Here is a 20549-nt window from a genome sequence, read left to right as displayed (position 1 = left end):
CTCGCGTCCTCTTGCCTAAGCAAACCTCGCCTACCGTACCACTCCGGCGTGGCCAGCGCGCTCGGCCGTGCGCCAATGGTCGGCGATGCGCTCGGCCAGCGCATCGGGGCTGGCGGCAGCGCTATCGAGCACCAGGCTGGCGACGGCGCGGTAGAGCGGCTCGCGTGCTGCCAGCAGGCCCTCGAGCTCGTCGGCGATCGGCAGCCCGGTCAGGCTCGGGCGCGCGCTGCCGGCGATGCGATCGGCCAGCACCGAGAGCGGCGCGTTGAGCCAGACCGTCACGCGCCGGGTCAGGCAGGCGCGCACCTCGGCGTCGAGCACCGCGCCGCCGCCGGTGGCCAAGACCGTGCGCTGGCGCGGCAAGAGCTCCTCGAGCAACAGGCGGCGCTCGCGTCGGCGAAAGCCGGCCTCACCGTGTTGGGCGAAGAGCGCCGCGACTGTTTGCCGCTCGTGGCGCTCGAGCTCGACGTCCGCGTCGAGCCAGACGAGCCCCAGCCGCGCCGCCACGCGCGGGGCCAGCGCGCTCTTTCCGCTGCCGCGCAGACCGACCAGCACCGGTCCCCAGAGGCCCTGCTCGAGCGGCTCCGGCTGCCCGGCTTCCATCTCCACGCGCTGGCCGCGCGGGTCGGTGCTCGCGGCGGACGCCCCCTCCCGACTGCCCTCGAAGCGCGCTCCGCTCACGGCTGATCCCCGGCTCAAGGCGAGCTACGCCGCGCGCAGCCGCGCCAGGACGTCCCAGAACTGCGGAAAGGACTTGGCCACGCAGTCGCGCTCGGCGACGGCGACGTGGTCGAGGCGCAGCGAGAGCAGGCCGAAGGCCATCGCCATGCGGTGATCGTTGGCCGGCTCGAGGGTCACCGGCGCGTGGTCCGCGGCGCGCCACGGATGAATCACCAGGCCGTCGACGCGTTCCTCGACCTCGACGCCCGCGCGGCCGAGCTGCTGGCAGAGCACGGCGATGCGATCGCTCTCCTTGATCCGAGCGTGGGCCACCCCGGCGATCGTCGTCGGATGGCTGGCGAAGCTGGCGAGCGCCGCCAGGGGCGCGATCAGATCCGGGGTCGGCCCGAGGTCGATACGGTGCGGCTGCGGTCGGCGCAGCTCCTCCAGCAGCTCGACGAAGATAGCGTCGCCCTGCAGTGAATGGGCGGCGTCGACGAGCCCGGGGATGTGCAGCGGGCGGCCCAGCAGCTCGCCGGCCGCGAGCAAGAACGCCGCCGTCGACCAGTCGGGCTCGACGGCGATCCGGCTCGCGCGATAGGGCCGCGGGCTGACGACGATCCGCCCCGCGTCGAGCCAGCACAGCTCGGCGCCGGCGCGCTGCATCATCGCCGCCGTCATCTGCAGGTAGGGCAGCGAGACCGCCTGGCCGCCCAGCGTCAACTCCAGCCCCGCGGGTAGCCGCGCGCCGACCAGCAGCAGCCCGCTCGCATACTGGCTCGACTGGGAGGCCTCGATCGTGGCGCGGGCCGGGGCGGCCTGCGCGCCGCGCCGCAGGACGACGGGTGGGCAGCCCTCGCGGCCGAGGTAGCGCGCCTGGACGCCGAGCTGTGCCAGCGTGGCCACCAGCGGGCCAATCGGGCGCTCGCGCATCCGGGCGTCGCCGTCGAGCTGCAGCTCGCCCTCCACCACCAGCGCCAGGCAACTGGCAAAGCGCATCGCCGTGCCGGCGTTGCCGACGTAGAGCGGCTTCCCGTCGCTGCGCAGCGTGGCCGCGGGGGCGACGTTGATGCGCGTACCGTCCCAATCGACCCTGACGCCGAGCGCGCGCAGCAGCAGCGTCAGGTAGTGCGAATCGTGGCAGGCCAACGCGCCGTCGATCTGCACCGGCGTCTCGGCCAGAGCGGCGATCATCAGCGCACGCTGGGTCATGCTCTTGCTGCCCGGACAGCTCAGCGTCAGCGCCCCTTCAACGCCTGGCATCGTCGCCTCCACGCCGCGCGTCGCGGCGGCCGGTCGCGTCGGCGCGCCGGTGCCCGCTGCAGTCGCGCAGCTCGTCGACGGTGATCGCCTCACCCGTGAACCAGCTCATCTGCTCGGCGCCCTGCGCCAGCCACATCTCCTGCGGCGCGAGCACCTCGGCGCCCGCGCTGCGGGCCTGTTGCAGCAGCGCGGGTGGCTCGGTGCCGAGCGCGAGATCGAAGACCACACGCGCTCCGATGCGCTCTGTGGCCGGCCATGGGCTGGCGCTGCTGCCGGTCAGCGGGGTGGCGTTGATCAGCACGGTGGCGGCGACACTGGCGCGCTCGTCCCAGGCCACGAAGCGCTCGCCGGGCTCGAGCAAGGCGCGGGCCTGGGCTTCTCGCCGCGCGCTGACCGTCACCTCGAGGCCGAGGGCGCGGCAGGCGAGGGCGGCGGCGCGCCCGGCACCACCGGCCCCCAGGACGAGCGCCAGGGGTCTTCCGGGCGGCGAGGGCGCGCGCGCCAGCAGGGCCTGCAGCGGCTCGCGCACGCCCGTGATGTCCGTGTTGGTCGCCTCGACGGCGTCGCCCTTGAAGCGTAGGGAGTTGACCGCGCGGGCCTGCTGCGCGCGGAGGTCGGCGCCGGCGCCCGCGAAGGTCATCGCCGCGTCCTTATGCGGCATCGTCACCGCGACCCCGATCGCGCCCTGCGCGCGCAGCAGCGCGAAGGCCTGCTGCGGCTGTGCGGTGATGATCGGGAGATAGCTCCAGGGCCAGCCACGACGGCGAAAGAGCCGATTGTAGGCCAACGGTCCCGGCGAGTTGACGACCTGCGGTCCACCGACGACCGCGAGAAAGGGGGCGGTGGCACTCTGCGGCAGGCCGAGTTGGAGCGCCTGATCGAAGGTCAGTTGACCCGGCGCGGTGCCCCCGTCGTCGTTGGCGCTGACGTAGGTCCAGGGCGCCCCGAACGCCGGGTAGCGGCAGCGCGAGAGCAGGCCGGCGGGGCCCATGCCGAGCAGCAGCGTCGGCCGCTGGGCGCGTTTAGCGAGCGCCGCGAGCCGCGGCAGGTCCATCACATCGTCGACGCTCACCGCCAGCTTCAGCACGTCCCCGACCCCACGCTCGGCCAGGGCCGCGAAGCGGCGCTCGAGGTCCGCCGGGAGGCCCGCGAAGTGATGCGCGGAGATTACCAGACGGGTGCGGCTGCTGCGCTGCGCCAACGCCTGCAGGGTGCCGTCGCTGCAGTCGGCCTCGAGGTCGAGGTAGGCCACGCCACACTCGGCCGCGCGCTCGAGCAGCTGCAGGCGATCGGCCTCGCTGCCGATGAACGATCCACCTTCGCGCGCCGGGCGACAGCAGACCAGCAAGCGCGGGGCGTGGCGGCGCAGCAGCGCCCAGACGCCCTCGAGGGGCGGCGTCAGCGCGTCGAGGCGCACCTCCTGCAGCAGGCTGGGCGGCGCGCCGGTCGCTTCCCCGAGGGCAGCGAGTCCGCGCTCGCGGCCCGTGGCAAAGACGCGATCCAATCGGAGCTGGAGCAGCTCGACGGAGCCCTCCTTGCCGGTCACGCAAAGCATTGCTCACTCCCTCCCACAGGCTGACGCAGCCCCGCCCGTTCAGTCGAGCGGCTGCCAGACCTCGGCCAGCAGCTCGACCGGGGTCGGCAGCGCCCAGCGCCCCTCGGCCTCGTGCATGTGCCCCAGCCGCTCCGGTAGCGCGCAGTGCACCATCCCGCCGCGCGTCTTCTTGTCGTGACCGAGCCGGTCGCGCAGCGCGGCGAAAGGCAGCGCGCTCTGAATCGGCAGCCGCAATCGCTGGAGCAAGCGCCGCAGGCGCTCGCTCTCGGCCGCCGGGAAGCCGCAGAGGCGCTCGGCGGCGCGCGCCTCGACGACCATGCCGATCGCCACGGCGGCACCATGGGCCACCTCGTGATCGCTCGCCGCCTCGATCGCGTGGGCGACGGTGTGGCCGAAGTTCAGCACCTGGCGGTAGGCCTGCTCGCGCTCGTCGCGCGCCACGACCTCGGCCTTGATCTGCACGCAGCGCGCAAGCAGGGGGCGAGGCAAAAGCGCGCCCGCCGCGCCGCCCTCGGCCCAGGCCTCAAGCGCGGCGAAGAGCGCAGCGTCGGCGACGACGGCGTGTTTGACGGCCTCCGCCAGCCCGTTGCGCAGCTCCGCCAGGGGCAGCGAGGCGAGCGCCGCGTAGTCGATCAGCACGGCGCGCGGCTGGTGAAAGGCACCGATCAGGTTCTTGCCCTGCGCCGTGTTGACGCCCGTCTTGCCGCCGACCGCGGCATCGACCTGCGCCAGCAGGCTGGTCGCCAGGTTGATGTGCGCCACGCCCCGCAGCAGCGTCGCGGCGACGAAGCCGGCGACGTCGAGCGCGATCCCGCCGCCCAGGCCGACCAGACAGCAGCCGCGCTCGAAGCCCGCGGCCAGCAGCGTATCCTCGAGGCGCTGCTTGGTCTCGCGGGTCTTATGCGCCTCGCCGGCAGGGAAGGCGAGCTGCAGCACCGTGTCGCAGCGCTCCGCGAGCGCGCTCGCCAGCGCGGGTCCGAAGCGTGGAAGGGTATTGCTGTCGCCGATCAGCGCCGCCTGACGCCAGCCCGCGTCCCAGACCCGCGCCAACAGCGCCGACGGGTCGTCGCCGCAAAGCACGGGATAGTGGCCGCCGGCGGTCTGGACGAGGGCAAGCGTCTCCATGCTCGATGCGCTTCCTTGCCGGGGCCCCGCCCTCAGAGGCTGAGGGTCCAGCCCCAGCGATCCGTCTCGTCGCCGCTTTGAATGGCGCGCAGCGCCGCGCGCAGCTTCGGCGCCAGCGCCGGCGGACCGCAGTCATGCACCCGGCCGTCGGCGAGGCCCAGCGCGGCCACGCTGCGCACGGTCCACGCCGTGCCCGTGCAGAAGCACTCGGCGCCGTCGGCGAGCAGCTCCTCGAGCGTCAGCGCTCGCTCCGCCACCTCCAAACCCCAGGCCGCCGCCAGGGTCAGCACGCTGGCGCGTGTGACGCCGGCGAGCACCGTGTCGTCGGTGGCCGGCGTGATGAGGGTACCCGAACGCAGCAGACAAAAGACGTTGGCGCCGCTGCACTCCTGCAGCAGCGCGGGGCCGCCGCTCGGGGGAACCAGGGTGTAGAGCACGTCGGCGAAGCCCTCGCGCTGCGCTTGCTCCTTATGCACCAGACCGCCCGGGTAGTTGCCCATCGCCTTGGCGGCGCCGGTGCCCCCGGGTGCTACGCGGCTGAAGGGCAGCACCCGCAGCCGTAGTCCGCGCTCGAGCGCTTGCGGGGCGTGGTAATCGCCGACGGGGCTGCCGTAGACGACGAACTGGTACTGCGAGCCGAGGCCCAGGCCCAGCATCGGCGCGATGCCGTGCTCGAGCGGTCGCAGGTAGAACGTTCCCCGCCCCGCGGGCGGGACGAAGCGCTCATTGGCGCGCACGACCGCGCGCACGGCCTCGACGAAGCGCTCGGGTGGGAGCGGCAGCAGCTGCAGCCGCTCGGCGGAGCGACGAAAGCGCTCGGCGTGGTCTTGCGGGCGGAAGAGCAGCAGGCGGCCGTCGCGCGCGCGCTCTGCCTTGAGCCCCTCGAAAATGCCGCAAGCGTAGGAGAGGACCGCGGCGGAGGGCGCGAGCGCCAGCGGCTGATCCGCGGGCACCAGGCCTCCCGCCGCCCAGCTCGGCGCGGCCTGACGCTCGCCCGTCGCCAGGTAGTAGGCCTCGGTGGCCTGATAGGCGAAGCCGAGCTGATCCCAGTCAGGGGTTGGCACAGTCATCGAGAGCTCCGTCAGACGCGCCGCGGATAGACGCCCAAGACCTTGAGCATGCCGCAGATCTCTTCCAGATGGCCGAGCGCGCGCCGCCCCTTGTTGGCGAAGTCATCGCTGACGAAGTCGATGTAGAACAGGTATTCCCAGGTGCGACCGGGCAGCGGCCGCGACTCGATCTTCGTCAGGTCGAGGTTGCGCAAGGCGAAGACGGCCAGCGCCTTGAATAGCGCGCCAGGCTCGTTGTGTAGCGAAAGTGCCACCGAGATCTTGAGGTCGCCCGACGGTCGTTCGGTCAGCGCTTCGCGATTGAGCACGGCGAAGCGCGTGTAGTTATGCTCGTGGTCCTGCAGCTCCTCCCGCAGCACCTGCATGCCGTAGACCTCCGCCGCGAGCGGGCTGGCGAGCGCCGCCGCGTCGCGTCGCCCGGACTCCGCCAGGAGCTTGACGGCCCCCGCCGTGTCGTAGGCCACCTCGCTCTTCAGGCCGAGCGCGCGCAGTCGGTGCTCGCATTGGGCCAGGGCCTGCGGATGCGAGAGCACGACGCGCACGTCCTCGAGCGCCACGCCCGGCGCAGCGATCAAGCTGTGGGCGATGCGCAGCGCGTGCTCGCCGACGATGTGCAGCGAGTGGCGGATCATAAGGTCGTAGACGCGATGGATCGTCCCGGCGAGCGAGTTCTCGACCGGGACGACGCCGCGCTCGGCGGCGCCCGAGGCGACAGTATCAAAGACCTCGTCGAAGCTGACGCAGGGCAGCACCTCGACATTGGGCCCGAGCAGCGCCTGCGCCGCGAGGTGCGAGTAGGCGCCGCGCTCGCCCTGAAAGGCGACGCGCAGGCTCATCGCCCGTCTCCCATCAGCGTGGCCTTCGTCTGGGCGCCCGCGGAGTGGGGCGCCGCGCTGCCCTCGGTTGGGGTGCCGACGCTCGGGGGCCGCGGCCAGAGCCGTTCCGGTCGCAGCGCCGCCGCGGCACCGAGATAGATGTGCTCGATCGCCGCCTGAGCGCGGGTCGTGTTCCAATGCAGCAGGATCCGGATGCAGCGGGCCGGCGCTCCAGGGACGGCGATCTCCGTCATGCAGAGCAGCGCGGTGTCGCCCAGCCCGAGCTCGCGGGCCGCCGTCGCGGGATGTGCGGCATAAAGGTCGGGCGTGGCAGCAAAAAAGATGCTGGCGATGTCCTCGGTGGCGATGGCATTCGCCTCGAGCATCGCGCGCAGCAGCTCGCGGGTGGCCACCGTAATCGCCGCGGTGGTGTTTTCCGCCACGCAGGTGGCGCCGCGTACCCCGCGGCAGGCCAGTCCGGTGTTCATTGCTCGACCTCGTGCTGACGACCTCATGCTCGGCGCGGCCTCGTCGCCCAGCCGCAGCGCGGCGCATTATACACAGCCCCCGCGCCGAGACGAGCCGCCGACGCCACCGGCCCTGCTCTGGCTTCGCCCTCGGTGCCAGGGGTCGAGGAGGGCCGTGTCGCTCGTCAGACCTGCGCCGCGCGGCTCCCCGTCAGGCCTCGCAGGGCGCCGCGGTCTGGGGCGCGGGTGCCGCGGCAGAGGCCTCGGGCGGTAGGCTGCCGAGCTCCGCAGCGAGGCGTGGCTCCGCCGCGCCGAGCAGCACCTGCGGCGTCGCGTGGCGCTCGCGGTAGCGGGTCAAGACCTCGAAGGCAAAGCTGTCAAGCTGCTCGGGATCGACCGGGTCGCCATTGAGCGCCAAGGTCAGCGCCGGCAGCCCCTCGCGCTCGGTGACGTGGAAGAACTGCGCCTGCGAGATCTTGTTCGGCATGCACTCGAGCGGGCCGACGCTGATCACGCCATCGATCAAACCCTCGCGCCACTCGTGGGTCGGACCGCCCACCGTCAGCACGGACTCCCCGTGCAGCTCCGGGCGCAGGTAGTCGGCCGCCGCTTCCAGCGACTCTTGGACGGTCGTGCGCGCGGGCCAGTCGAGCGGCGCCGCCATCGTGTCGTAGCTGCGTTGCTGGATCTGCGCCTTGATCAGGCCGCGCAGGCGATCGGTGAGACCCGCGCCGCCCTGCGCCGTCAGCGTGAGGAAGTCCGTGTACTCGAGCCACTCGTTGAAGGGCGCAAAGCGACAGCGCAGGCCGCGCCGCTCGAGCTGGTCGACGACGTAGTCATTGGCGAAGGGATCGCAGCGCACGTAGATTTCGCCGACCACCAGGACCGCCGGCTTCTCCGTCCCGCCCTTGATGGCGGCGAACTCGCGCGCCGCGCGCGCCAACAGTTCAGTGCAGCCGAAGTGCTCGCCCGTCGCGACCTCGGCCAAGGTCGCTGGCAGCGAGAGGTTGCCCGCCGCGCGACGCTCCAGCAGGCGCCAGAGCTCCGCCCGATAGGCGTCGAAGATCGCGCGTGCGGCCCCGGGCCGGGTTTCGCCCGGGCGCACGTCGTAGAGCGCCTCCAGCAGCAGATCGGCAGCCATGAAGCCCGAGAACACCAGCGCCGAGAAGCCGACCGGGATCCCGGCGAAGTAGTCGTTGTCGCTCGGCGACCAAACCCGTACGCGCCCTTCGTAGCCCAGTCGCTCGAGGGTGATCTTGTGCAGGATGTTATAGACGCCGAAGCGGCAGGGGCCCGTTGCCGTCGGCATGAAGAAGGCGAAGCGGCTCTCGTCCTCGTCACGGCCCAGGCGCTGGAGCAGGCTGCCGAGCGTCAGCGCCATCGGCAGGCATTCCTTGCCCGAGGTGTGGCGTCGCCCAAGGCGCACCGTGTCGCGATCGGGCACGGGCAGGGCCTCCGCCGGTACCCCGACCCCGCGCAGCGCGGCGGCCAGCACCTCTGCGCCCTCGCCCATCCGCGGGATCAGTACGCGCTCCTTGGCTGCGCGAATGTCGGGCAGCTGCGCCTTCTTCTCCTCGATCGTCGTCAGATCGCGGGCGGCCGCCGTCGTCGCCAGCTCACTCGAGCGCAGGTCCTCGTGCACGCAGTAGAGGAAGGCCTCGACCCGCGTCTTGGTGCCGGCGTCGCCCGAGTGGCCATCGGTCTCGATGATCGCGAAGGGCTTGCCCTCCATCAGGTAGGCGAAGAAGTGCAGGTTGAAGCTGTCGGGCCCGCAGGAGTAGTTGCTGCAGAAGATGCTGTACTCGCCTGGCTTGCGCCGAAGCTGGTGCGCGGCGCGCAGGATACGCTGTCCGTAGCCCCAGAACATGTCCTTGTAGACCGGAACCTCCGTGTCGATCGGATAGCAGTCGACCGGAATCGCGATCGCCCCCTGTTCGCGCACGATCGCCGGGACGTTGGAGTTGAGCACGCGGTTGTGAAGCGTGTAGGCGCGGCCGAGCACGACGACCGGCACGATCTCGTTGCGGGCGCAGAAGTCGAGCGCGCGTCGCCCGAGCGCCAGGCATTCGGCATCGAAGGCCGTTTGCGCCGCCAACGCCGCCTGATAGGCCGGCCACCAGCTCATGACCACGCCGAGCTCGACGGCCAGGCGGCGGCAGCTCTCGATCAGCTCGTTCGAGGCCAGGTTGTCCGGCCCGATGTCGATCACCGGCGAGAGCACCTTCGGTCCGCCCGCGCTGCCGAGGTCCCAGCGCAGCAAGTCCGGGCTGGCCTGAACGATCGGGCAGACCGTGGCGCAGCTCTCCTCGCCGACCCGCTCGAGGCTGCGTAGCATCGGCACGAAGAGGTAGTCGGGTCCGCTCTCGCGCAGCTCGGCGATCAGCCCGTGGTAGAGCTGCATCGGCGCGCAAAAGGGCACATTGGCCTGCTCGATGCCGCGCTTGAGCACGCGCTGGTCGGCGCCGGTGTGAATCTTAACGTCGTAGTTGAGCTCGCGCAGGAAGGTCGCAAAGAAGGGCATGAGCCCCTTGAGCGCGAACTCATCGGTGAGCGCGATCAGCGGCCGGCCGCGGCGCTCACCGAGCCGATCGATCAGCGTCTGGACGTTTTCGGCCCGCTCGCGGAAGGGATCGGGCGCCAGGTCGGGCAGCTTGCGCTTGCCGGTGCCGCGGTCGTAGAGCGAGCAGCCTCCGCCCCAGGTGAAGTGCTGGCGCTGTTCAGCCACCACCGTGGTGATGCGGTCGATGCGGCATTTGTTGCCGGCGCCGCCGCAGCCCTGCGTCGACTTGCAGACGAAGGTCTCCTTGCCCTTCAGCGCCGCCTCGAGCAGGCGCTGCAGCTCGAGGGCGGGCTGGCCGCGCAACGTCAGCTGCTCGCAGGCCAGCAGCGCGATACCCAGCGCGCCGACCGTGCCGGGATGCGGTGGGACGATCACCTGGGCCCCCGTCTGACGCGCGACCGCGGTGGCCAGCGCGTCGGCGGCGAAGGGCATGCCCTGACAAAAGATCACCTCGCCAACGGAGCGCGCGCCCTTCACACGATTGAGGTAGTTCTGGATGATCGAATCGTAAATTCCGGCGACGATCGCGCGCTGGTCGACCCCGGCGGCCGCGGCCTCGTCGATCACCTCGGCCATGAAGACGGAGCAATGCTGCCCGAGGGAGACGCCGCAGTCGGCCTCCATCGCCTCCTCACCCAGGTGCACCACGTCACGAATGCCGGCCAGCTTGCGCCCCTGCTCGGCGATGAAGGAACCGGTGCCGGCGCTGCACGCCTCGTTCATCGCGGCGTCGATCACGCGCCCGTCCGCCAGCCGGATGTATTTGGCGTCCTGGCCGCCGATCTCGAAGATCGTGTCGACGCGTGGATCATAGTGCCGCGCGCCGGCGGCGTGGGCGGCGATCTCGTTGAGCACATAGACGCGGTCGGGGCCGTAGCAGGTCGCGAGCAGTGAGCCGACGATCTCGCGGCCGCTGCCGGTGGCCGCCACGCCGACCACGCTGTAGTGACCGGCCGGGCTGGTCACGAGCTGCTGCGTCAGCGCCTGGCAGGCACCGACGGGGTCGCCGCTGGTATTGACGTAGCCCTGCCAGATCGCCTCGCGCGTCTCGCAGTCGAGCGCCACGACCTTGGAGCCCGTCGAGCCGATGTCGTAGCCGAGCACCAGGCGGCGCGGGGCGCCGTTGAGCGTCGGTGGCGGCGGCGCGGGCATCCGCGTCACCTGGTCGAGGTAGTCCGCGAGGCCCGGGACGCGCTCGAGCGTGTGGTCGACCGTCGGCAGCAGCAGGGCGTCGAGCGGGGGCACGAGATGGGCCGCCGGTGCGTCGGCCGCGAGCGCCGCCGCGCCGAGAGCCTCGACATAGAGGCCATCGTCGCCGTCGAGCAGCGCCAGCGTCATGCCGTGGCGCGCGAGGAAGCGGCGGAAGTGCTCGCGCACGCGCTCAGCGCGGCTGACGCCACCGAGCAGCGCCACGGTCGGCGGGCTCAGGCGCGGCTTGATCAGCACCTGCACGTTCTCACAGACCGCGTCGTAGAGCCCGGCGAGAATGCGGGGCCGGCTCTCGCCCTTATTCGCCAGGTGCGTCATATCGGTCTTGAGAATCACGGGGCAGCGCCCCGAGAGCGGCGCAGGGTCGGGGACGTCGGCGCAGAGGGCGCTGGCCTGCTCGACGTCGAGGTCGAAGCGCTCGACGAGCTGGCGCAGGAAGTTGCCGGTGCCCTGCGAGCAGCGCGAGTTCTCGCGGAAAACCTCGGTGCCCGAGGCGCGCAGCTCGAGCACCGAAAACCCGCGGCTGCCGATCGCCACCAGCGTCGCGTCCTGCGCCGCTTTGCCGCCGCGCAGCTCGCGGTAGCCGCGACTCTGAGCCTGCTGGGTCGGCACGCGGGCGAGGTTGAGCTGCCGGCTGAGCCGCCCGCAGGCCGCCGCCGCATGCACCTCCGACCACTGCCAGTCGGCCAGCAGCGCGCGCAGCCGCGCCGTCGGATCCTTCTGGTGCTCGAAGAGGGCGCGCCGCGTCCAGCGCAGGGTGCCGCCGGGCTCGCGGGTCAGCTCGACCAGCTTGATCGTCTCGGCCCCGACGTCGACCCCCAAATAACGTAGCCCGCGCGATGGCGCCATGGATGTGGCTCCCTGGTTGCAAAGGCGCATGCAGGCGCCGTCGATGAGCTAAACGAACGACGCTAGGAGGCAGCACCGCGAGTGTCAAGGACCGCAGCGCCTCGGCACCCCTTTGTCAGCGCTTTGTCAGCGCTGGGGGGTGCGTGAAAGCCGAGCAGCGGGACAAGATGCCCCGGCGCGGGCCGCGGACGGGCAGGCAACTGGGAGTAGGCGAGCCGGGCGCAGGCGAGTGGGAGCAGGGCGACCAGGGCGCCTCCTGGTCGCGCAGAGAGCTCCCGCCGCGCGGACGTCCATCAGGGGCCGCAGTGCCCCGCCTCACGACGGGAGCAATGGATCAACGGGCTGCTGGCGGTACAGCTGTTCGCATCGGCCGTGATCGTGGCGCCGCGAACGTCGAGCAGTTGCAGCAGATCCCCGACCAGCGGATGAGCATGGGTTCGAGCCACACGTGGATCCGGAAGCTCGGCGAAGACCGCGACCAGCGAATCGAGCCCGGGCGACTTTGGCCGCAGCGTCCGACTTCCCGCACTGTCGGAGCGAAGCTCGGTTTCATTCTGAATATTGCTGTCGGGTGGAGACGGCTCGCCGACCTCAGTCGTCGTCGGCGCTATCCAAAGCGGCAAGGAAGCTACAATCGATCGCATCCTTCTCGCGCACCGTTTGCTTGGTCTTGATCAGCGCACGCGGTGAGAGGATCGGCACGCTGACACCGTCCAACTCGAAGGACTCGATCTGGTCGCTGACCTGCTCGTACGTGTTGCCACAAGCTTCGGCAAGCAGGTCGACCACCACCTCGTCAGCCACCCGCACGACGCGATAGGTCTGGACGTCAGAGTCGTCCAACTCCAGCACCGCCTGGTCCTCCAACACGCTGAGCGCGCGGCGCAGCCGTGCGACATTCTCAGGCGTCGGGTCGACCAGCAGATCGAGGTCTCGTGTCGCGCGGGCGTAACCGTGGAAGGCCATGGCGATCCCTCCGATGATCACGTATCGCGCGCCTGACTCGTTGAGGCTCCGCGCGATGCGGACGATGTCCTGGCGCGTCGGGACACGCGGGCCCGGCTTGTCATCTGTCGCAGGAGCCACCGCTCGGCCTCCTCGAAACTATCGAAGCGATACAAGCCCCGCTCGCACAGGGCCCCCACAGCAAGCGCTGCGACGGTCTCCTGCAGGGCGAGCAACTGGTCGCGACCAACTCGCTCCGCCTTGCGCTGCCCCACCGTCTTGGCCGGAAGTCCTTCCAATGGCTGATCATTCATTTGGCTAGCGTAGCACGACACACTGCGGCGAGCGCCCTCCGCATCCTCTGTGTAGCATGGCTGTCCAGTTAGGAGGAAAGCGGTGCAAGAACGATCGGTTAAGCGATGGGCTTGAAGAGCAGGGTTGGGCGTGATCAGCTCGGCGGATGAGCATGCAAGGCAGCGATGTGCGGGAGGTGTTCGAGGCGATTCTGCCGGACGAGGCGCTGACGGCGGTGGTGCAGGCGGCTGGGCTGCAGCAGCGCGAGCGGCGCCTGAACGCGCTGGTGTTATTGCGATCGATGGTGGTGTCGGCGTCGACGGGGAGGGGCGGGCGGCAAGCGGACGCGATGAAGATGTATTTCGAGTCTGGGGGGCCGAGGGTAGTGCGTGGTGGCTTCTACGGGTGGTTTGGGCCGGCGCTGGAGCGAGCGATGGAGGGGGTGCGGGACCGCGCGCTTGCATATGTCGCGGGGCAGGCGCTGGACCTGCCGGGGCTGTTGGGCCGTACGGCGCGAGACTGGCACATCGTCGACGCGACAACGGTGCGGCTCGCCGATGCGCTGATGGACGAGTATCCGGGCGCCGGGGCATATGCGGCGTTGAAGGTGCACAAGCGCTATTCGGTGGGGATGGGGACCACGGTGGCGTATCACCTAGCCCCGCACGCGAGCACGACGCGCCGCATCTAAAGCTCGACGAGAGCTGGCGTGGCCTCGGGCTGTTGGTGGACCTGGGCTATGCTTCGCTGAAGCTGTTGTCGAGCTTGCGACCGCTACGGCGTCTCGTGTGTGCTGCGGCTGAAAGAGAATTGGAAGCCGAAGGTGTTGCACGTCGCGCGTGGCAGCGTCAGCTGCACGTTTGCGCCCGGAACAGACCTCGACCTCCTGCTGCAACGCGAGGTGCTCAAGCTCGACGGCAAGGTAATCGACGCCGACGTCGAGCTCGGCCATGGGTCGCGCGTGGTCGGTGCACGGCTGGTGGGCGTCTCGACCCCAAAGGGCTACTGCTTCTATCTAACCAACCTCGCTCCCGACGTTGCGCCACGCTGTCGCCGACCTCTATCGGGTGCGCTGGGAGATCGAACTCGACAACAAGCTCGACAAGTCCTGTTTGCGCCTGGACGACATCGGCGCCAAGACAGGGCCTGCGGTGCGTGCCCTGGTGCACGCCGCGATGGTCGCTTCGGTCATCGTTTGCATGCTTGCGCACCATCACCGCCGCCGGGAGGCGCTCTCCTCGCGGCAGGGCCGAGCGGACGAAGCCGCCGCTGCATCCACAAGCCCTCGCGCGTATGGTCGCCGTCGCTGCCTTTGCCATTGGCCGGGCCTTTGAGCTCTCCGGCCGCGAGGCCGACCTCGAGTGGCGTCGCCTCGCCGAGCTATTCAACGGCGAGACCGACCCCAACTGGCGGCGCCGCCCCTCCGTCCTCGACCAAATGCGCGGTTGGCGCATCTCCCCAGGTCAGCCCAAACGGCTCCGTGTTGCCCACGCTTCGCTTAACTGATCACGCATGCTACGGGATCGTAGATCAGCTTCGCCGGCTGGTCGGTCTTGCGAGCGACACGGCGAACAAGCGTTCCGAGCCTGCCGGAGGGAAAGCTGTCGATGCGCACCGCGAAGTGTTCGGCACCCGCCTCGTTGCGCACGAGTACCACCTGTCCGCGGTAACCAGATCGTCGAAGATGAGCCGCGATTTCTTCGGGATCTGGCCGGCCGCCGCGACGAAGAGCAGGAAGGCAATCCAGAAGATGACGGCAGCCAAGACCTTGGGCGCCACCTCGTCCACGCCCGCTGCCCTGAGTTCTCGCTCCACCGCGCCAAAAGCACCCAGCCGCCGAACGAGCCGAAACGCGATCAGCCGCAGCAGGCGTGCGACGAGCCAGCCCACCACGAGCAGCACCAGCGCCGCGGCCACCCGCGGGATGTAGGCCAGCGTCGTGTGCCAGAGCCTCTCGAAGGCGATAGCCAGCTCAGGTGCCCAGTGCTGCATCGTCAGCTTCCAATCAGTTCGCGCCGCGGGTGATGCAGGGTCGCGCGTCCGGCGACCGAGGTCAACAACCGCCCGCCGCTGGTCGGCCCTGGTGCGCGGGTGGGGCGTAACGCTGCGTTGCTCCGGTCTTCTCCGAACTTCGGAGTGTCCGACCGACCTTGAGAGAGAAGCCGGGTGGGGTGCCCCCGGGCAAGCTGGAGCACCGGCTGCGCCGAGCAGAATGGACAACCGGTTAGAATGATTTGCTTTACATGCCGTGCTCTTGCGTCGTCGGGGCCCACATTCAGGCGATTCGAGTGGGCGCGGCTTTGGATCGCATCTTGCTTATGCACGCCTCGCCTGTACCAAAATGCCCCGTGCTAGGGCTTGGGCGGGCGCCGAACCACCGACGCGACACCTTCGCGTCACAGAAGCGTCACTCAGGCGTCACAGACAGGAAGCGATCATGAAAACCTTGGCAAAGCTTGTAACTGCCGGAGCCCTAGCGCTCGCCACACTCGCACCCGCCCAGAGCCGGGCCAAGGTCGTCGCGGCCTACCCTGGCGCCACCGCCCCGCGCACGTCGGCAGTCGACGGAAGGGAAGTCCGCACTGTCGGCCGCATGCTCCTCCGGATACAACGCGAAATCAAGAACCCCGGACCGGCCTCGGGCACACCCGATGAACAGGCGCGGCTGAAGGCCACGGCGACTAAGGAAGCTAGGTCGTCCATGATCGGAGCAGTCCGGGAGTTGCGGAAGAACGTGGGCCAACTCACGGCTCCGGATTTGAAGCAGATGAAGAAACTGCTAGGCCGGGTCGCTGGACGGAAAATCACGCATCTTGCCGGACGCACCGGGACCGGAGGATCCAGGGTAGACGTGCTCAATATTGGCAAGCCCTCTGGCGGTAACGAGGACGCCACGACGGTGACAATGACGCGCGATCCGCAGGGCCAGCTTACCGGCTTTGCCATGAGGGTGGGCCAAGAGCACCAGATGCTCGAGAAAGACCCGTCCGGAAATCCGGTCCCTCCGGCCACGCTGAAGGTCTCGTTCCCGAGTGGCAATAGCCCGGGGCCCTTCGGAGGGGCGGCACAGCAGCTCGGGCCGCAGTAGCTCGCTCGCGCGCCCTGCACCGGCCCCCTCGCCCGCCCCCACCTTCCACCGCGCCTAACCAGCTTTCACCTACCCGCCTCGCAGCGCCGACCCTTCCGGCCCTTCGTGGACCTACGCGGGCACGCCGCAACGTGGCGGCTGCGCCGCGGCCGCGCTATCGTCGCCCCACCCCGATGGTATCGACCAGACAGATCTCGCCCTGGGCAGGGTACGCGGCGGGAATCGAGCTGCGACCCGCTCAACAGGAAGCCTTCACGCGCTTTTTGGCAGCCAGCGCGCGGCCCGAGGTGCGGTCGTTCTACCTGGTGGCGCCACCCGGATCGGGCAAGCCTTGCTCGGGCTGCTGATGGCCGAGGCCCTCGGTCAGCCCGCGCTGAGCCTCTCGCCCAATGCCGCCACTCAGCAGCAGTGGCTGGCGCGGCTGCACCAACACCGGGTCTGCCTGGACAGCGCGCCACCAGCGTTGGCGCCGCAGCTGCGCGCACCCGCTCAGCGAGGAGCGGTACGTCGTTAGCCTTTGACACCGTCGGGGCAGTCTCAGGTCGCGCCCTCCAGCCGAGGCCGTCGGGCGCACACGCCAGGACCTACGGCACGATCCAGGTGCCGTTCAGGCCCCGCAGCGCCGCTTCCAGCGCGTCCGGACAGGTGATGAGCGCCATGCCGCCGCCTTCTTTGACGAAACGCGCGGCCTCGGCGACCTTGGGCGCCATGCCGCCGCGGCCGAGCTGGCCGCTTGACACCAGAGCGTCCGCCTCGCTCACCCGCAGGTGGCGCTTCAGGGGCTGCCCCGTTTTCGTCCGCGGATCGAAACTCCCGAAGACCGCCGGCACATCCGTCAGAAACACCGCCAGATCGGCCCCCAGACTCAGCCCCAGATGGCTGGCCACCCGGTCCTTGTCGGCTACGGCCTCGAGTGCGCGCAGCTCACTTGCCTCGCGCGCTACCGGAATACCACCGCCTCCAGCGGCGATGGTGATAGCGCCCCCCTCCATCCGCCGTCGGATCTCCGCCAGCTCGACGACCCCTCGCGGGGTTGGCGAAGCCACGAACCGTTGGAAGCCCTTGTCCCCCTGTTCGAAATGCCAGCCGTGGGCCCCCGCGAGCTGCTGGGCCTCCTCGGGGCTCATCGGCTTGCCGATCGGCTTGCTCGGGGTGGAAAAAGCTGGGTCCCCGGGGTCGACCACGGTGTGGGTCGGCGCAACGAGCGCCACCTCCCGCGGCGCACCACCGGCGACGGCAGCTGAGCGGGTTACCTCGTCGACCAGCGCACCCTGCAGCGGGCGGCCGATCGCCCGCTGCCAGCAAGACGAACAAACAAGGAAATCACCGATCGAGGCAGGTATTCGTTGCTGCTGGTCGGAGGAGGCGATCGGGCAGCGGCGACTTCTGTCGGGGGGTACTGTTTTGTAGGCTACAGCAAATAGAAGGAGTGTTGGGCGTGCGAGCGCAGCGGTTCGGATGACACCGCGGTCGAGCGCCGGTCAGGCGTCGGTGGCGAAGGGGATATCGAAGATCTCGTCGTCGGGACTCTGGTCGAAGTCGAAGGCCTGCTGGGGAGGTCCGCGCGACGAGGAGGTCGTCGGAACAGTGGCGGGCAGGCCGAGGTGAGAGAGGATGGTTTGGATAACGGCGGGGTCCTTGACGGTTTGCACTGGAACCATTCGGTCACCGCAGCGGGGGCAGCAGAGAACGTCGTGGTCAAGAACGTGGGCAAGCAGCTCAGCCCAAGGCCGGCGATAGGGCTTGGGTACGGGTTTGGGATCATCCGTTTGGACAGCGTTGCCCGCCAAGGCTAGCGGGACTGCGCCGGGTTGCTGCTGCAGGGACGGTCGCTGCTGGCTGTCCACCAAGGCAGCGACAGCAGTCCGAGCGCGCGCATTGGGCGCGAAGAGTCCATGGAAGCGCAACATGTTTTGCCTGGGCCGGGGAATAGCAGCGGCAAGACGGCGCAAGAAAGAGACCGGTTCGAACAGCAAATCGGTTCGGCCGCTGGCTAACGGTTTACGTAGCTTGAGGCGCACCTTTGCATCCGGGGTCAGGCTGAGGCGCTTTTGCGATAGCGGCGGCCGTAGGCCGTAGCGTATCGCGCGCCTCAGGCAGAGCAGCCCCAACCCGGGTTGATGATCGGGGTCGCCGGGCGAACCCACGACGCCCCGTGCCAGAGCAGCCCCAACCCCCAGAGCAGCCCCAACCCGGGTTGATGATCGGGGTCGCCGGGCGAACCCACAGCAGCCCCAACCCGGGTTGATGATCGGGGTCGCCGGGCGAACCCACGACGCCCCGTGCGACGCGCCCTGGTCGCGCGGATAGCGCCGGAGCAGCGACGGGCGGCCGGTGTACCGGCGGGGCCGATCCGACGTTCGGACGGAAGGCGCAGCGCGAAGGGCTTACCTCGCGGGATTAGGCAACGGGGTGATGGGCACGTGGTCTGCAGACGTCCCGGGGCCGGATGAGCCTGCCGCGGCCTGTGATCGCTGGAGAGACGGTGATGGTGACGCGCCGCTGCGCGCAGCGGCAGTTTCTGCTGCGGCCGTCGGGCGCGGTCAACGGCATCATCGGCTACTGCCTGGCGGTGGCGGCCGAACGCTATGGCGTGCGGGTGCACGCCTTCTGCGTGCTCTCCAATCACCTGCATCTCGTGATCACCGACGTCCGCGGAACGCGGCCGGAGTTCTTCCGCTGGCTCTTCGAATTCACGGCGAAGTGCCTCAACGCGCACTGGGGACGCTGGGAGAACCTCTGGGCGAGCGAGCCCCCGTCGGTGGTGCGCCTGGTCGATGGCGAGGGCCAGCTCGCCAAGGTCGTCTACACGCTGACCAACCCGGTGGCAGCGGGCCTGGTGACAGAGCACCATTACTGGCCGGGGCTGATCAGCCGGCCGGCGCGGATCGGGCGCGCCGAGTCTTTCAAGCGGCCGAAGCGCTTCTTCCGTGAGCGGGGCCGCTGCCAGCAGAGGCCAGTTTGACGGTAGCCCCGCTGCCAGCGTACGCGGCGCTGCCGGCGGCGCAGTACGTCGCGCTACTGAGGGACGCGGTCGCCGCGCGCGAACTCGCGCTTGCAGAGCAGCGCCGCGTGGAGGGCAGGGGCGTGCTGGGCCGCCGGGCGGTGCTGCAGCAGTCGGCCTTCGACGCGCCGCGCCGGCCGGAGCCAAGGCGTCAAATGAGTCCCCGGGTGGCCGGTGGGAACAAGTGAACGCGCATCGAAGCGCTGCAACGCCTGCGCGATTTCGTCGCGGGCTACCGCGATGCTTGGCTGCGCTGGCGCGAGGGCGACCGGGGCGCAACCTTTCCCTTCGGCACCTACGCGCTGCGGCTGTACGCCGGCGCGTGCTGCGCCCAGGCGCCCTGAGGCCGAGTCCACCCGGCCCGCGCGCTCCCCGCTGCCCTCGTGCCTCGCGCCTCGCCACGCTGAGATGGGCTAGCTGCGTTCAGGCGTGCAAAAGGCGCCGCCTCCACGCGTCGAAAGCAGCCTCGGCGGACGCCGTCCTGGACATATTGCGTCCCGAATCTGGCCCCTGTCGCACGCACCTTCGCGCTGCGCACACGCTCTGCACCGGCGCGGCAAGCCTCCGGAAAGCATCAACCCGGGTCTGGTCCGAGCTCGGGAGCAGCGACGGGCGGCCGGTGTACCGGCGGGGCCGATCCGACGTTCGGACGGAAGGCGCAGCGCGAAGGGCTAACCTCGCGGGATTAGGCAACGGGGTGATGGGCACGTGGTCTGCAGACGTCCCGGGGCCGGATGAGCCTGCCGCGGCCTGTGATCGCTGGAGAGACGGTGATGGTGACGCGCCGCTGCGCGCAGCGGCAGTTTCTGCTGCGGCCGTCGGGCGCGGTCAACGGCATCATCGGCTACTGCCTGGCGGTGGCGGCCGAACGCTATGGCGTGCGGGTGCACGCCTTCTGCGTGCTCTCCAATCACCTGCATCTCGTGATCACCGACGTCCGCGGAACGCGGCCGGAGTTCTTCCGCTGGCTCTTCGAATTCACGGCGAAGTGCCTCAACGCGCACTGGGGACGCTGGGAGAACCTCTGGGCGAGCGAGCCGCCGTCGGTGGTGCCTGGTCGATGGCGAGGCCCAGCTCGCCAAGGTCGTCTACACGCTGACCAACCCGGTGGCAGCGGGCCTGGTGACAGAGCACCATTACTGGCCGGGGCTGATCAGCCGGCCGGCGCGGATCGGGCGCGCCGAGTCTTTCAAGCGGCCGAAGCGCTTCTTCCGTGAGCGGGGCCGCTGCCAGCAGAGGCCAGTTTGACGGTAGCCCCGCTGCCAGCGTACGCGGCGCTGCCGGCGGCGCAGTACGTCGCGCTACTGAGGACGCGGTCGCCGCGCGCGAACTCGCGCTTGCAGAGCAGCGCCGCGTGGAGGGCAGGGGCGTGCTGGGCCGCCGGGCGGTGCTGCAGCAGTCGGCCTTCGACGCGCCGCGCCGGCCGGAGCCAAGGCGTCAAATGAGTCCCCGGGTGGCCGGTGGGAACAAGTGGGCGCGCATCGAAGCGCTGCAACGCCTGCGCGATTTCGTCGCGGGCTACCGCGATGCTTGGCTGCGCTGGCGCGAGGGCGACCGGGGCGCAACCTTTCCCTTCGGCACCTACGCGCTGCGGCTGTACGCCGGCGCGTGCTGCGCCCAGGCGCCCTGAGGCCGAGTCCACCCG

General features: G+C 70.1%; 14 protein-coding genes and 2 pseudogenes. 4 read left to right on the top strand and 12 right to left on the bottom strand.

The window, feature by feature from the left end:
- Nucleotides 1-30: 30 nt before the first annotated feature.
- The 9 genes from IPL40_05920 to IPL40_05880 form a co-directional block, all read right to left on the bottom strand.
- Nucleotides 31-681 (bottom strand): shikimate kinase, encoded by a 651-nt coding sequence (locus IPL40_05920; GenBank protein MBK8480695.1) that lies wholly within the window; start codon nt 679-681, stop codon nt 31-33.
- A gap of 24 nt (nt 682-705) precedes the next feature.
- Complete coding sequence (aroA, locus tag IPL40_05915; protein ID MBK8480694.1) at nt 706-1923, bottom strand: 3-phosphoshikimate 1-carboxyvinyltransferase; 1218 nt, start codon at nt 1921-1923, stop codon at nt 706-708.
- Nucleotides 1910-3478 carry a type I 3-dehydroquinate dehydratase gene (locus IPL40_05910; GenBank protein MBK8480693.1) on the bottom strand — a complete coding sequence of 523 codons (1569 nt, stop codon included), beginning with the start codon at nt 3476-3478 and terminating at the stop codon, nt 1910-1912. The genes aroA and IPL40_05910 overlap by 14 nt, the downstream gene beginning before the upstream one ends.
- Nucleotides 3479-3517: 39 nt before the next feature.
- The gene (aroB, locus tag IPL40_05905; GenBank protein MBK8480692.1) at nt 3518-4603 is read right to left on the bottom strand and encodes a 3-dehydroquinate synthase; all 1086 of its coding nucleotides are present in this window, start codon (nt 4601-4603) and stop codon (nt 3518-3520) included.
- 32 nt (nt 4604-4635) lie between these two features.
- Complete coding sequence (locus IPL40_05900; protein MBK8480691.1) at nt 4636-5673, bottom strand: aminotransferase class IV; 1038 nt, start codon at nt 5671-5673, stop codon at nt 4636-4638.
- 11 nt (nt 5674-5684) lie between these two features.
- Complete coding sequence (gene pheA / locus IPL40_05895) at nt 5685-6509, bottom strand: prephenate dehydratase (protein ID MBK8480690.1); 825 nt, start codon at nt 6507-6509, stop codon at nt 5685-5687.
- A complete protein-coding gene (aroH, locus tag IPL40_05890; protein MBK8480689.1) occupies nt 6506-6976 on the bottom strand; it encodes a chorismate mutase in 471 nt (156 codons plus the stop codon). The genes pheA and aroH overlap by 4 nt, the downstream gene beginning before the upstream one ends.
- A 190-nt stretch (nt 6977-7166) precedes the next feature.
- Nucleotides 7167-11573: a CoA activase gene (locus IPL40_05885; GenBank protein MBK8480688.1), complete on the bottom strand. Its 4407-nt coding sequence runs from the start codon at nt 11571-11573 to the stop codon at nt 7167-7169.
- A gap of 591 nt (nt 11574-12164) precedes the next feature.
- Nucleotides 12165-12605 (bottom strand): nucleotidyltransferase, encoded by a 441-nt coding sequence (locus IPL40_05880; GenBank protein MBK8480687.1) that lies wholly within the window; start codon nt 12603-12605, stop codon nt 12165-12167.
- A gap of 373 nt (nt 12606-12978) precedes the next feature.
- Between IPL40_05880 and IPL40_05875 the strand changes: the two genes are divergently transcribed.
- A complete protein-coding gene (locus tag IPL40_05875; GenBank protein MBK8480686.1) occupies nt 12979-13503 on the top strand; it encodes a hypothetical protein in 525 nt (174 codons plus the stop codon).
- A gap of 839 nt (nt 13504-14342) precedes the next feature.
- On the opposite strand, the gene IPL40_05870 is transcribed toward IPL40_05875, so the two are convergent.
- A complete protein-coding gene (locus tag IPL40_05870) occupies nt 14343-14804 on the bottom strand; it encodes a hypothetical protein (GenBank protein MBK8480685.1) in 462 nt (153 codons plus the stop codon).
- A 445-nt stretch (nt 14805-15249) separates the two neighbouring features.
- On the opposite strand from IPL40_05870, the gene IPL40_05865 reads away from it, so the two are divergent.
- On the top strand, nt 15250-15900 hold the full coding sequence (locus IPL40_05865; GenBank protein ID MBK8480684.1) for a hypothetical protein: 651 nt from the start codon (nt 15250-15252) through the stop codon (nt 15898-15900).
- A gap of 584 nt (nt 15901-16484) precedes the next feature.
- On the opposite strand, the gene IPL40_05860 is transcribed toward IPL40_05865, so the two are convergent.
- Nucleotides 16485-17111, bottom strand: coding sequence for a carbamate kinase (locus tag IPL40_05860; protein MBK8480683.1), 627 nt, complete (start codon nt 17109-17111; stop codon nt 16485-16487).
- A gap of 270 nt (nt 17112-17381) precedes the next feature.
- Entirely contained in the window at nt 17382-18047 is a 666-nt protein-coding gene (locus IPL40_05855; GenBank protein ID MBK8480682.1) for a transposase, read from the bottom strand.
- Nucleotides 18048-18349: 302 nt separating this feature from the next.
- On the opposite strand from IPL40_05855, the pseudogene IPL40_05850 reads away from it, so the two are divergent.
- Nucleotides 18350-19248: pseudogene (locus IPL40_05850) on the top strand (hypothetical protein).
- A 390-nt stretch (nt 19249-19638) separates the two neighbouring features.
- Nucleotides 19639-20534, top strand: a pseudogene (locus IPL40_05845) (hypothetical protein).
- Nucleotides 20535-20549: the final 15 nt, after the last annotated feature.

The sequence above is a fragment of the Pseudomonadota bacterium genome (genome assembly GCA_016711215.1).
Lineage (GTDB): Bacteria > Myxococcota_A > Polyangia.
Note: the sequence above shows the minus strand (reverse complement) of the source record. Positions and strands in the feature narration are given on the sequence as shown.

What these genes read in the sequence shown, in the direction of transcription:
- IPL40_05865 (MBK8480684.1), top strand. Translation starts at nt 15,250, where the DNA reads ATGAAAACCTTGGCAAAGCTTGTAACTGCCGGAGCCCTAGCGCTCGCC.
- aroB (MBK8480692.1), bottom strand. Translation starts at nt 4,603, where the DNA reads ATGGAGACGCTTGCCCTCGTCCAGACCGCCGGCGGCCACTATCCCGTG.
- IPL40_05885 (MBK8480688.1), bottom strand. Translation starts at nt 11,573, where the DNA reads ATGGCGCCATCGCGCGGGCTACGTTATTTGGGGGTCGACGTCGGGGCC.
- IPL40_05870 (MBK8480685.1), bottom strand. Translation starts at nt 14,804, where the DNA reads ATGCAGCACTGGGCACCTGAGCTGGCTATCGCCTTCGAGAGGCTCTGG.
- pheA (MBK8480690.1), bottom strand. Translation starts at nt 6,509, where the DNA reads ATGAGCCTGCGCGTCGCCTTTCAGGGCGAGCGCGGCGCCTACTCGCAC.
- aroH (MBK8480689.1), bottom strand. Translation starts at nt 6,976, where the DNA reads ATGAACACCGGACTGGCCTGCCGCGGGGTACGCGGCGCCACCTGCGTG.
- IPL40_05875 (MBK8480686.1), top strand. Translation starts at nt 12,979, where the DNA reads ATGAGCATGCAAGGCAGCGATGTGCGGGAGGTGTTCGAGGCGATTCTG.
- IPL40_05900 (MBK8480691.1), bottom strand. Translation starts at nt 5,673, where the DNA reads ATGACTGTGCCAACCCCTGACTGGGATCAGCTCGGCTTCGCCTATCAG.
- IPL40_05910 (MBK8480693.1), bottom strand. Translation starts at nt 3,478, where the DNA reads ATGCTTTGCGTGACCGGCAAGGAGGGCTCCGTCGAGCTGCTCCAGCTC.
- aroA (MBK8480694.1), bottom strand. Translation starts at nt 1,923, where the DNA reads ATGCCAGGCGTTGAAGGGGCGCTGACGCTGAGCTGTCCGGGCAGCAAG.